Raw genomic sequence first — 12,617 nt, forward strand, 5'->3', positions numbered from 1 at the left:
TGGTGTATTCTTCTAAATTTTGCAAGTAGATTGACCGATAGATACTAAGAAACACTGTAATGATGGGCGGTTTATATGAAGAAAAAAATTTATACAATAATTATGGTATTGTTTGCATCTGTATTGCTGGCACAGACTACTCAAAAATTAGATATTCCTGTCCAGTCTTTATATAGTAACCAGGTTAGAATAAAGGATATATATTTTAACAAAAGAGTTGATACAGCCGGGAAAGGAGATGTCCTGGAGGTTGAGGTGCTGTTTGAAAATTTAACTGATAATCCTATGGATATATATGTAAATGTTATTGCAACCTTTGAAAAAGAAGAAAAAACCACATCCAGTTTTGAGATGCCTATACCCGAAAAGGAGCGTATACGAAATTTTGTCCCCTATCCAGATGATGTGTCAAATTATGAATATACTGATGGCAAAGGTAAAAAAATATTTCAGGCGTATCCAAAAAATACAAAATCGGGGATTAATCCTTTAACAAATAAATTATATTCACTTCCGGTGAGGGATACTTTAGTTGTGCGTTCTTATCATGTATCTCCATATCGGAAAGACTTTGTATTTTTTAATTATGTTACGGTACTTGTTTTTGACAAGGATGGCAATCCCATCATGCACCAAGTATATGAACTGAAAGGTAAAAGGAAATAAAAAAAGGCGGCTAAAAACCGCCTTTTTTTAATATGCTACATGATTAAATAAGCTTTCGTGCCTTTAATGCAGCAATAACAATAGCAGCTATCTGCTCAGGTGTGAACTGGGCAATATTGAAAGTAAGGTCATATGATGCCGGGTCGTAAGCATCAAATTTGATATACTGAGTCATGAATTCATGACGTTGTTTATCTTTTTCTTCAATAAGCTTTTCAGCTGCAAGCCTGTCTCTAATCTTCTGGATTTCCATAACTTTCTGGATACGATATTGCAACGGAGCAACAAAACGTAGATGCAGTCCAAATCGTAATCCTTTTGTAATAATTACTGACCCCCTTCCCACCAGAATAGCGTTGCCATGGATTGCAAGTGAACGTATGGTGCTGGCAAGTTTCTGGAAAACAGCTGCCTGTGGTGGCAGGTCAGAAAGCATGGTCCGCCATAATTCGCTCATTTCCTCACGCTTTTTCGTGTCGATAGTTTCCACAATCTTTTCTGAAATGTTATACTGCTCTTCAATTTTGTTAATCAAATTTTTGTCATAGGTAATCCATTTGTCACTACGCTGTAAATCATTGAGGCTTTTGGCAATTGCTTCGGCAATATCATTTGCAAAACACCCATATTGCCTGGAAATAGTGATAAAGGGGCGGGGAATGTCTTCTTTTTCAATAACCTTTTTTTCAGACTCCCAGACCTTCATCTGGTTCTGGATCCAGCGTTCCAGTGTAGATTCTTTAATTGGGTTACTCATAATCAACTCCTATAATTGCTAAAATATAAGGGAACTTCTAAAAACTGTTATTTTGAATGTTCCCTTGTGGGCACTATATATGATAAAACCGCTTTCTATTGTATGGATAATTTCAGAAGAAAGCAGTTTTTAAAGGTGCCCATAAAAAATAATTATTATAATACCATAAAGAAAGCTCTTTTCCTCAGGGTATTTACAGCATAAAGGAAAAGGGCCTTTTTAAAAAATTAATCCAACTATCTAATAATGATATATTTTTTCAATTATTTTACTTTGCATATTGTACAATTTTTATTATTGAGAACACCATTATTTTTGTTATGTTTTTGGTACCATGTATATTTCACTTGACCTTAACCTTTATGCATGGGATAGTATTTTCATGTACAATGTTTATATTCAAAACCTGGAGTTACTATGAAAGCTATAATAATGGCAGGTGGCGAAGGAACAAGGCTTAGGCCTTTGACATGTAACAGGCCAAAACCAATGATACCGGTACTTAACCGGCCTGTAGTTGAATACTCAGTGTATTTGTTGAAACAGTATGGTATAGATGATATAACAATGAGTTTATTTTATCTTCCTGAAAATGTGGTTAATTATTTTGGAGATGGTACATTCTGGGAGGTTTCCATAGATTATAGTATTGAGGAATTACCTCTGGGGACTGCAGGGGGAGTAAAACTAGCTCTGAAAGATTATGATGACACATTTATGGTATTAAGTGGTGATGGGATCTATGATTTTAATTTGCAGGATATCATTGATTTTCATAAAAGGAACAAATCCCCGGTTACTATCGCCCTGACACATGTTCCTGACCCTATAGAGTATGGTATTGTTATTGCACGTGATGACGGCACTATAGAGAGGTTTCTGGAAAAGCCCTCATGGGGCGAGGTTTTCAGTGATACCGTTAATACCGGGCTCTATATCATTGAACCTGAGATTATGGAACGGTTTGTCCCCGCAAATGAAAAATTTGATTTTTCCTATGACCTTTTCCCTCTGTTACAGAAAAATACTATTCCTATTTATGGATATATTTCTGATGGTTACTGGTGTGATATAGGCAATCTGGAAGCGTACCGGAAAGTACATCAGGATATACTTAATGGTTTGGTAAAAATTACCTTCCCCGGGAAAAAAATTGGTGAAGATATATGGGCAGGCAAGGATGTGGAAATACATCCTGAAGCTAAAGTGTTGGGGCCTGTTGTATTGGGCAATTATGTAAAAATCAAAAAAGGCGCTGAGGTTTCTGAATATAGTGTCATTGGCGATAACACGGTAATCCATGAAAATGCTTCCGTGCGTAGAAGTGTGGTGCTGCATAATACCATTATTGGGACAAAGACAGAAATACGCGGTGCCATCATTGGCAAACGCAATGTTATTGAAGATACTGTCTCAATATATGAGGGTGCGGTAATCAGTGATGATTGTCAGATAGGCAGTAATGCTAAGGTTGCTTCGGGGATACGAATATGGCCGGAAAAAATAATTGACCATGGTACCCAGCTTAATTCTGACCTTATATGGGGTAAAACCGAAAAAAAGATTTTGTTTTCTGCTGAAGGTGTCTATGGATCATTTAATATAAAGATTACACCTGAATTTGCTGCAAAATTGGGTTCAGCTATTGGTGCTTTTTTGGGTAAGAATAAAAAAGTCATTGTTAGCCGGGATACCACACGAGCATCACGACTTATAAAACGTGCATTAACAGCCGGGCTTTTGTCAATGGGAGTGGAAGTATACGACCTGGAGATAGCAAGCATACCAATAAATAAATATTCTGTGGTTTATGAAAATGCAGACCTTGGAATTTATGTGCAGATTTCCCCACATACTGATTTACAGTTTAACTTGATAAAAATTTTTAATAAACAAGGGTTTGAACTAAATAATGTAGAAAGAAGGAAAATTGAAAATATATTTTTTAGAGGTGATTATCCACGGAGCAGTGCGTTTGAGGTTGGGAGGTTATATTATCCAACGCATAATGTTGAATCATATATTATGTTTGTTTCAAATTTTGTAAATAAAGCAATAATAGCCCAAAAACAATGTAATGTGATAGTTGACTGTTTTTATGGGACCACCACACATATTTTCCCTTCACTTTTAGCTGCATTTTCATGTACAGCCACTGTTCTAAGGGGGCAGATCCGTGAGTTCAACAGCACTGAAGAAATACGAAATGAAAGCAGGGATTCTATCAATGGGATCAAAAATCTTGCAAAATTGAATAATGAAATTGGTGTAATAGTTGGGCCACATGGGGAACAAATAACGGTAGTTGATGAAGAGGGAAACATTCTACAGTGGGATGACATATCAACGCTATTAGGATTATTATTTGTAAAATACAGGACAATAAAAGAACTCTGTATTCCTGTTATATCCTCATCCCGGCTGGAAAAAATTGCCAAAGAAAATAATGTGATACTCAAACGGGTACCTAAAACACAGGTATTTGAAGATGTGTTTGGAATGTTTTCTAAGAATTCTGAAACAGTGTATCCGCATAGCATTTATGAATATGATCCAATGATTGCCTTTTTGCTTTTGCTTGAACTTGTTGCATGGGAAGAAAAGAAATTATCCGAAATACGACGTGCATTGCCTGATACCAATATGAATCATATCGTGCTGCCATGCCCTGTTGATGCTAAGGCTGTGGTTATGAGGGAGATAGCTTCTACAGCAAATGGTCATGTGGAATTGATTGATGGTGTAAGAGTTGTCCATGATGACGGCTGGATTATAATTTTACCCGATACCTTACAGCCATCAGTGCATGTTTACTGTGAAGGGATAACCGATGAAGCGCGTGATAAACTAATTGATGATTACAGTATCAAGATAAAGAAAATAACTGCAAAATATGTATGAGGAATACCATGAAGCCATTAGTTAATCAGGACAGAATTGTTTCAACATTTATTGATCTGGCTAAGATTGCCTCTCCATCATGGGAAGAAAAGGGTGTTATAGAGTATATAAAACAAAAAGCGGATACATTAGGCGTTGAATGTGTATTGTACCCCTGTAACAATTCATACAATGTGTTGATCCGTGTTCCCGGGGATGAAAGCTATATTCCTGTTCTTTTTTCCTGTCATATGGACACGGTAACACCATGTGAAAATATTCAACCAATTATAAAAGATAATAAGATAGTTTCGGATGGGAAGACCATATTAGGTGCTGATGATAAATCGGCAATTGCAGCATTTCTGGAAGCAATAGCACTGGTAAAAGAATATGGTATACCACATGGCCATATTGAGTTTTTATTTTCATGTGCAGAGGAAGTTGGATTGTTTGGGGCAAAGGGATTTGATCTGTCATTGGTTAAGGCACAGTATGCATTTGTATTTGATAGTGATGGGTCAGTGGGGAAAATTATTGTGGCAGCACCCTATCATATTAGCATGAAAATTATTATTAAGGGGAAGGCTGCACATGCAGGCATGGAACCTGAAAAAGGGATTAATGCTATACGAGTACTATCAGAAATTATTGCTGCTATTCCCCATGGCAGGCTTGACAGAGAAACAACAGCAAATGTTGGAACAGTAAAAGGTGGACGGGCAACCAATATTGTTGCAGAGGAGGCCGAATGTACTCTTGAAACCCGTTCCCGCAAAAAAGCCAGAGTGCTTTCAGTAAAAAGGGAAATTGAAAGGACTGCAAAAACAATTGCACAGAAATATAAAGCAAAAGTAAAGATTGAAAGTACCATGGATTATGAAGGATACACCATCAGCGATAATGATCCAATCGTTTTAATTGCATCTAAAGCGTTAAAGAATATTGGCATAAAGTCGGCTCTGGCGGTTTCGGGTGGAGGCAGTGATACCAATATATTCAATGCGCATGGAATTAAAGCAATAAATCTTTCATCTGGCATGAGGCAGGTACATACCACAAAAGAATATATAATGATACAGGATCTTGTTAATGTAGCATCATTAGTGGTGTCAATTATCCAGAATGCAAAACACTGATATTATTTCCCGCATCCTAATTTTACTATAAAATATGCACCGCATACCAGTGTAAGTGGAAGTGTTAAAAAGTAGGTAAAAAGTTCGGGCATTTTCACCACATTAGGATGCAATACCTTTTTGCCAAAATATGAATAATGAAAGTACTGGGGATCTTTTGTGCGTTTGTATATATTTACTGCAATTTTTGTTTTTACATACAGCATCCCAAAAAAAATTACTCCGGATTCAATAAACAGTATACGTTCTAAATTAATTGCCTTAAGATCTTGCGGAAATAGTAAAATAAATACTGATAGAAATATCCCTAAAAAAATATTAATCATTGAAGTAAAAAGAAAGCCTTTGAAATCCTTATCCTGTTTTTTTGAAATATAGCTTATAATATAATAGACATGGACGGCCAGTGATATTTGCAGGATAATAATAAATGTTAGAACAATCATATATGCTCGTGTGTAATTATTGAATAATTATAACCCCGCTTCTTTTGGCGGGGGTTATACGGTATAATCTTTTGTAGTATACAAACTGGTAAGTACAAGTCAAGAAAATCATTGGACTGCATACAAACATTTACTTGTCTTTTTAATATAAGGCATGATACCATGAACTATCGCTTAAAAATGGATAATGGACCATGTGTGGACAACAATTTATTTATAATCTGTATGAACTGTTTCAGGAACAGGCACAAAAATTTCCTAAGGAAATTATGCTATATTATAACGGTGTGCCTGTGCTGTATAAAGACGCTCTAAGTAACGTGCATAAAATTGCACATGCACTGCGACGGCTTGGAGTGCATAGTGGTTCCACCGTGATTGTGCAAACCGGAAATACGCCATATTTTGTATATAGCTTTTTTGCCATTTTACAGTGCAATGCAATTCCTGTTCTGGTAAATCCTTTGGCCAGGCAGTTTGAATTGCACCATTATATTACTGTTACCCAACCTGCATGTATCATTACCACAAGCTTTATGGCTGACAGACTGATGCAGTATGGTATTGTCAGTGATAATCATGCTATCATTACCACAGATGAAAACAGTACCTATACATCCATGGATTCAATTGTTAGTGGAAATACTGGTGACAGCCACTATGTTCAGGAGAACAATGATGCTGCAGCAATAATATTTACTTCAGCAATGGATGGGTGTGCGTTAGGTGCAGTTTTAACCCATTATGGCATTTATCAAAGTGCAAAAGCAGTGGCTCAGATGATGCCTGGACACGCTCTTGTTTCAGTGGCCGTGCTTCCCTTATTTCATGCGTTTGGTCTTACCTCTTCGCTGGTGGTGCCACTTTTGAAAAATATCCCTATTGAGTTAGTTGAAAAATTTTCACTAAAAAAATTGATGCGGGTACTGTCCAATAATGAAGTCAGGTCATTTGTTGGAGTGCCGGCCATGTATGCCATCATGAAAGGGCTCTTTGAGCGTAATAACAATTTTGAGCATGTGCAGTTATGGGTCAGCGGTGGCGATTATCTACCCCTTACTCTTCAGAAATGGTATGCTGAGCGGCAGGTGGATATACGCCAGGGGTATGGATTAACTGAAGCCTCGCCCATTGTAAGCTGGAATATGCCAGGAATTGACAATAAAATTGGCTCTATAGGAAAACCAATGCCTTATAATGAGGTTCGTGTGGTGGACAATAATGGCAGTAATGTACCTGCTGGCGTTCATGGGGAAATTATTGTGAAGGGAATGAATGTGATACACAATTACTATCATAATCCGCAAAAAACCAAAGAATATATTAAAGATGGATGGTTGTATACCGGTGATATTGGGTATTATGATAATGATGGCTATTTGTTTATTTCCGGGAGAAAAAAGGATATGGTATTAAGAAATGGATACAATGTATATCCTAAAGAGGTGGAGCGGTTACTATCATATCACCCTGATATAGCAAGTGTACGGGTATCAGGACATGTTGAATTTCTGGGCGATAGTACCAGAGAGCGGCTTATTGCTCGTATAAAGCCAAAACAGAGTACAGTATTATCCCCGGATAAGCTCAAGCTATGGTGCAGTGAGAATATTTCCATATATAAAATTCCTGATGAGATAGTAATAGAATAAAAAAAAGAGGTAATCGGGCGATTACCTCTAGCTCTACAAAAGCATAGCGGAATACTTTGGAAGGAAATTGTTGTGTACCAGGATTTTCCCAGCTCACTATTATATATAAGCAAATCGTATGCCAGCGTCAAGTAAAAAATTTGTAATTTTTTATAAAAACAGAAATTTTTTTTAATTTTAAGCATATTTAATACAATTTTAAAGAATATTTAGCAATTTAAGGTGAAAAAAAAGACTTCCAAAGCTTAATATATGTACAAGAAGCCTTATAATGTCATATTTTTATAGTGGATTAATACGTTTTATCCATACAAGTGTATGGAATTTCGGACATATGTTTAGTATACCGTACATACGGACTATTTTATTCAATGTGATGAATATATTTTCAATGAGATGAAATCATTAACGCAAGAAATTGCACTGAATTAGGGCCTGTTACCATAAAAGATTTTATTTTAGAATACAAGTTTTTTAAAAAAATGATGGGTGAGGATAGGTGCAGATTCAAGAATAAAGGACAACACAAAATAAAAAATATTTTTTTGGCAATTTCTTTTGTTGTCACATGGACAAACGAAATTGCATAGTGGGATAAGGGCAATCCTTTATAAATTGCATCTAAAGAGGAAAATTAATCTTGATAATGTATATATGAATAACTGTACGTCCACGGAAGTCTAAATGATGCGCTTCTAACGTGAAGTTACAGATAATACAAAGCACATACAAAATAATTGCTTGACTAATGAATTTTTGTTCCATACTATTTTGGAAAAGAAAGAGGTAAAGGTATGCAACAACTCATATCTAAAAAAGGTGATTTGCTTGATACAAATGGTCAACTCATAGAAAAAGGTTATTCAACCACCCTTGTGAGGACGTATAATCCTGAACATGTTTCCCTGTATCCTGTTTCCTGGTTAAACAAATTACGTATCAAGGAGTGGGATTATTATGGCATAACCACTAAAGATTATTTTGTTTCAGCTACTATCTCACATATTGGATATGCAGGGCTTGTGTTTGTGTATTTTATTGATTTTAAAACAAAACAGTATATTGAAGATACACTCATAACGCCACTAGGTAAAGGGTTTACGCTTGGGCGGTCAAGTGATGACGATAGTTACTTTAAAAAAGATGATATAACCTTTGCTTTCCGAAAAAAGGGTATTGAACGTGAGATATATGTTAGCTGGCCTCAATTTGGTAAAGGGAAGGGTTTTCACGCACACTGGATAATACGGCAAACACCACACGATTCAATCGTTATGATGACACCTATTGGAAAGAAACGATTTTACTACAATCAAAAAATTAACTGCATGCCTGCGCGTGGTGCGTTTTTACTGGGTGAACAGGAATATGGCTTTGACTTTGGTAAGGCACTGGCAACGTTAGATTGGGGAAGAGGTGTGTGGGAATATAAAAGCTTCTGGAATTGGGCAAGTGCTTCATGGTTTTTACCTGATGGGACTCCGTTTGGTTTAAATTTAGGTCAAGGTTTTGGTGATTTATCATATGCCACAGAAAATTGTTTCTTTATCAATGGGCGTATTCATAAATTAGATACGGTCACATTTAATTATGATAATACAAATTTTATGAAACCCTGGTATTTTGGATCCAATGATGGCAGGTTGAGTTTAACGTTTTCACCTTTTTTTGAAAGAATAGCAACATCCAACCTTCTGGTTATAACAAGTGAGGTGCATCAGCTGTTTGGTATATACAATGGCTTTGTTATCGATAACAGCGGTAAAAAAATACAGGTAACCAACATTATTGGATGGGCCGAAGAACATCATGCACGGTGGTGAGGGAGGATATATGTCAGGATATTTTACGGTGCATTTACCATCGTTTTCATTGATGCATGTGCACTGGGCTATTGATAATGAATACTGGGATACTATTGTTTCAAACGCGGTAACTGATGTATATGGTGATCCAGTGTTATTCATACGAATTGTCAAATTGCATGGGAACCAGTGGATACAGGATCAGCAGATTGATGTTTTTGGAAGAAATAATCATTGGATTGTTTCCGTTGGAGATCATCTTCACGGTTGTGTTATCAAAGTAATGCTTATGACAGCAATAGAAGGAAAAGGCGATGAGATTATATTTGAATCCGATGCTATTACGCTGCCTCTTTCTCCTGAAAACCTGAAAGACACCATCCCAACATTTACACAGGAAATTCGTAGGTTAAATACTATTGATTTGGCTGATGAAAAGCGCCTTTCTTCATGATTGATAATCAAGCCAGTGCAACAAAACTTTGCATCATACTGCATGCGCATCTTCCGTATGTCAGGAATCCTCAAGCTACATTGCCGCTGGAAGAAGTCTGGTTGTATCAGAATATAGCAGAATGCTATATCCCGCTTATTCACATGTGCCAAAGACTTAATCAAAAGCATATAATACCTTCAATTGCCCTGTCAATAAGCCCCACCTTACTTACCATGTTGCAGCAATCATACTATCATAAGCGTTTTAGAAAATGGGCGCATTCACTTCTTGATGCCATTACCCTACTAAAAAAAAAGAATATAAAGGCTCATGGCGCTCTTGATTTTTATACAACGTTTATAACCAATTCCCTTTCTTTTTTTGAAGACATACATGGGAAATGTGCTGATGCTTTTGGCAAATTGTTTTATAACAATTCCATTGAATTACTGACAACTGCAGGAACACACCCTTTTTTCCCTTTATATAGAACATATCCTTCATTTCAGAAACTTGAGATCATTACTGGAATTGATTCATTTACAACAAAATTTGGGAAATCACCACGGGGGTTCTGGCTGCCTGAGTTAGGATACCATGCAGGGATTGACCGGTATCTGCGTCAGAATTCAATAGACTATACCATTGTTAATGATACAGGTGTTTTATTAGCTCAAAATATTCCGCAAACAGGAAATTTTTTTCCACTGAAAACGCAAACAGGTTTAGTTTTGTTTCCCCGAGATGCGGTTTTATCCATGAAGATATGGTCATCGCATCAGGGATATCCAGGGAATCCTGCTTACAGAGAGTTTCATCACGATGCAATGTATGAATTGCAGGAACTATCGCCCAATTATGAACATAGACTATTGGGTTTAAAAATTTATGCGATAAGCGGAAGCAACCATAAAGATTATTATGACCCACAGAAAGCTATGGTCGTTGTGCGCCAGCAGGTTGATGATTTTATTGATGCTATACTAACACGCGCACAGGAGGTTGAATGCATTATAAAACGAAAACCCGTATTTGTGTTACCATTTGATGCAGAGTTGTTTGGTCATTGGTGGTTTGAAGGCCCGGTATTTTTAGAGATGCTTTTGGAAACCATTGCTTCCCGGGATGATATGATGTGCGTGATGCCCCATGAGCTTTTAGAGTATGATATGGAAATTTTTGAACCGGTGGAATCATCATGGGGCAGAGGGAATGATTTTTCTACCTGGTACAATGCAAGGGTGCGACACACCGTGGTGAAATTAGAAGAATTGCTGTACAGATTTGATAAAGCACTTCACAGTAATGATGAAGCGTTACAGCAGTGCGCACGGGAACTTATGCTTGCTTCTTCATCGGATTGGCAGTTTATGATTTCAACAGGAAACTATGCTGACTATGCACGTATGCGCTTTGAGGAACACTCTGCTGCTGCAGAAGCAATTATGGATATGATGGAAAAAAAGATAACCAACAATACCTATATAAATGAACGATTTGAAAAATATCCTCTATTTGAGAATATTGGCTCACTTCTCCTCAGGCTTGTGCAGCAATAAAACTTTTAACAGTATGATAGTAGTACTCAAATGGCGGTGGGGATGGTGGCAGATCTTTTATAATAAGCTTACGTGCCCACCTGCGTTCGGTTTGCTCACACAGGTCTTTTATTGTTCTGCCAGAAAGGGAGTGGCTTGCTGTTGCCAGTTTTACAAGCTCTTCAGGTGCAAGGTGTTTTGCATAGTTTCCAAAAATGCTTGCACGCTCCTGTTCCCCAGGTAATGGGAAATGAATAGTTTGATCAAATCGTGAAATGAGAGCATGATCTAAATCCTGCTTCCGGTTGGTGGCTCCAATCACTATAGTATTGGTGATAGCACCTATACCATCAAGTCGCCGCAGAAGCACCGATAAAATACGGCGTGTGGCTTCGTACATATTCTGATCCCGTGAACCTGCCAGTGAATCGATCTCATCGATGAATAAAATTGATCCACCCAAGTCATCACATGCATCAAAAATAGCTGCCAGATTTTGTGATGACTGTCCGTACCATTTAGACATGATTGATTCCACCGGTACATACACCAGAGGGACCTGAACCTCTTTTGCTATAATTCGAGCAATAGTGGTTTTTCCTACGCCAGGAGGTCCTTCAAAGAGTATTGCTTTGGGCCTGTTGGTTTCAAATGTTTTGCGTGTGATTTCGGCAATGCTGTCATATACTTTTGGGTTTTTGAGTGGCAGGATTATGGATTCGCGTATGGTACGTTTAACTTCCTCATAGCCAGCGATATAATTCCAGTCAAGACCACCTGCATCGGTATAGACTGATGCTCCATGTTTTATAAGCCGTATCACAGGGTTTTCTTTTGCTTGTGAATAGGCTTTGTAAACCAGAGCAATGAAGCAATGTATTTCTTCCTGTGAAAGGTTACCTTTTTTGGTGCATTCAATCTTAAAGTTTGTCGTTAGCCCTGAAAATTCGATTTTAAGGTTATCAAAGATATTCTCGGTTTTAAAAAGATTTTTATTTAAAGCCTGCACTGCATAATAGCCATCCGAAAATGCATGAATGCGTATGTGTTCTAAATGGTCTTTAATAATGCCCAAACACTGTATTATCAGTGCAGGCGATAGTTCCGGAATTGAAACACTTATTTTAGTAAAACCTTTTTCAAAACCAATGTAGGGTTCACTCACGATAATGTTGCTTTTAATTGACAACTCCTCCAGCGCGCGGTTAATCTGAGTTTTCATCTGGTCAAAAGAGATGGTGTCAATTTCATTATTCATGGTTGCAATTGCCATGTTCACCCTTGTTTTATTACTGTAA

Annotated in this window: 10 protein-coding genes; 7 read left to right on the forward strand and 3 right to left on the reverse strand. The window is 37.2% G+C overall.

Annotated elements, in window-relative coordinates; genetic code table 11:
- The first annotated feature begins 75 nt into the window (after positions 1–75).
- Entirely contained in the window at positions 76–666 is a 591-nt protein-coding gene (locus AB1444_05825; GenBank protein ID MEW6526173.1) for a hypothetical protein, read from the forward strand.
- A 43-nt stretch (positions 667–709) separates the two neighbouring features.
- On the opposite strand, the gene AB1444_05830 is transcribed toward AB1444_05825, so the two are convergent.
- Positions 710–1,423, reverse strand: a complete 714-nt coding sequence (locus AB1444_05830) for a cytidylate kinase-like family protein (GenBank protein MEW6526174.1) — start codon at positions 1,421–1,423, stop codon at positions 710–712.
- A 417-nt stretch (positions 1,424–1,840) separates the two neighbouring features.
- Between AB1444_05830 and AB1444_05835 the strand changes: the two genes are divergently transcribed.
- Together AB1444_05835 and AB1444_05840 are read left to right on the forward strand one after the other, a co-directional pair.
- Positions 1,841–4,324: a sugar phosphate nucleotidyltransferase gene (locus AB1444_05835; protein MEW6526175.1), complete on the forward strand. Its 2,484-nt coding sequence runs from the start codon at positions 1,841–1,843 to the stop codon at positions 4,322–4,324.
- A gap of 8 nt (positions 4,325–4,332) precedes the next feature.
- Positions 4,333–5,442: a M20/M25/M40 family metallo-hydrolase gene (locus AB1444_05840; protein ID MEW6526176.1), complete on the forward strand. Its 1,110-nt coding sequence runs from the start codon at positions 4,333–4,335 to the stop codon at positions 5,440–5,442.
- 2 nt (positions 5,443–5,444) lie between these two features.
- Here AB1444_05840 and AB1444_05845 read toward each other — a convergent pair whose 3' ends face one another.
- A complete protein-coding gene (locus AB1444_05845) occupies positions 5,445–5,888 on the reverse strand; it encodes a hypothetical protein (protein MEW6526177.1) in 444 nt (147 codons plus the stop codon).
- 194 nt (positions 5,889–6,082) lie between these two features.
- Here AB1444_05845 and AB1444_05850 point away from each other — a divergent pair, with 194 nt between their 5' ends.
- From AB1444_05850 to AB1444_05865, 4 genes are all read left to right on the forward strand, one after another.
- On the forward strand, positions 6,083–7,540 hold the full coding sequence (locus tag AB1444_05850; GenBank protein MEW6526178.1) for an AMP-binding protein: 1,458 nt from the start codon (positions 6,083–6,085) through the stop codon (positions 7,538–7,540).
- 794 nt (positions 7,541–8,334) lie between these two features.
- Positions 8,335–9,363 carry a DUF2804 domain-containing protein gene (locus AB1444_05855; protein ID MEW6526179.1) on the forward strand — a complete coding sequence of 343 codons (1,029 nt, stop codon included), beginning with the start codon at positions 8,335–8,337 and terminating at the stop codon, positions 9,361–9,363.
- A gap of 10 nt (positions 9,364–9,373) precedes the next feature.
- Entirely contained in the window at positions 9,374–9,799 is a 426-nt protein-coding gene (locus AB1444_05860) for a hypothetical protein (GenBank protein MEW6526180.1), read from the forward strand.
- A complete protein-coding gene (locus tag AB1444_05865) occupies positions 9,796–11,340 on the forward strand; it encodes a 1,4-alpha-glucan branching protein domain-containing protein (GenBank protein ID MEW6526181.1) in 1,545 nt (514 codons plus the stop codon). Before AB1444_05860 ends, AB1444_05865 begins: the two co-directional genes overlap by 4 nt.
- Here AB1444_05865 and AB1444_05870 read toward each other — a convergent pair.
- Entirely contained in the window at positions 11,321–12,592 is a 1,272-nt protein-coding gene (locus tag AB1444_05870) for an ATP-binding protein (GenBank protein MEW6526182.1), read from the reverse strand. The genes AB1444_05865 and AB1444_05870 overlap by 20 nt on opposite strands.
- Between the last annotated feature and the right edge of the window lie 25 nt (positions 12,593–12,617).

It is taken from the genome of Spirochaetota bacterium (genome assembly GCA_040756435.1).
GTDB lineage: Bacteria > Spirochaetota > UBA4802 > UBA4802 > UB4802 > UBA4802.

Excerpts from the sequence above, each read along its gene's own strand:
- AB1444_05825 (MEW6526173.1), top strand. The coding sequence starts at position 76 with ATGAAGAAAAAAATTTATACAATAATTATGGTATTGTTTGCATCTGTA.
- AB1444_05830 (MEW6526174.1), bottom strand. The coding sequence starts at position 1,423 with ATGAGTAACCCAATTAAAGAATCTACACTGGAACGCTGGATCCAGAAC.
- AB1444_05835 (MEW6526175.1), top strand. The coding sequence starts at position 1,841 with ATGAAAGCTATAATAATGGCAGGTGGCGAAGGAACAAGGCTTAGGCCT.
- AB1444_05840 (MEW6526176.1), top strand. The coding sequence starts at position 4,333 with ATGAAGCCATTAGTTAATCAGGACAGAATTGTTTCAACATTTATTGAT.
- AB1444_05845 (MEW6526177.1), bottom strand. The coding sequence starts at position 5,888 with ATGATTGTTCTAACATTTATTATTATCCTGCAAATATCACTGGCCGTC.
- AB1444_05850 (MEW6526178.1), top strand. The coding sequence starts at position 6,083 with ATGTGTGGACAACAATTTATTTATAATCTGTATGAACTGTTTCAGGAA.
- AB1444_05855 (MEW6526179.1), top strand. The coding sequence starts at position 8,335 with ATGCAACAACTCATATCTAAAAAAGGTGATTTGCTTGATACAAATGGT.
- AB1444_05860 (MEW6526180.1), top strand. The coding sequence starts at position 9,374 with ATGTCAGGATATTTTACGGTGCATTTACCATCGTTTTCATTGATGCAT.
- AB1444_05865 (MEW6526181.1), top strand. The coding sequence starts at position 9,796 with ATGATTGATAATCAAGCCAGTGCAACAAAACTTTGCATCATACTGCAT.
- AB1444_05870 (MEW6526182.1), bottom strand. The coding sequence starts at position 12,592 with ATGGCAATTGCAACCATGAATAATGAAATTGACACCATCTCTTTTGAC.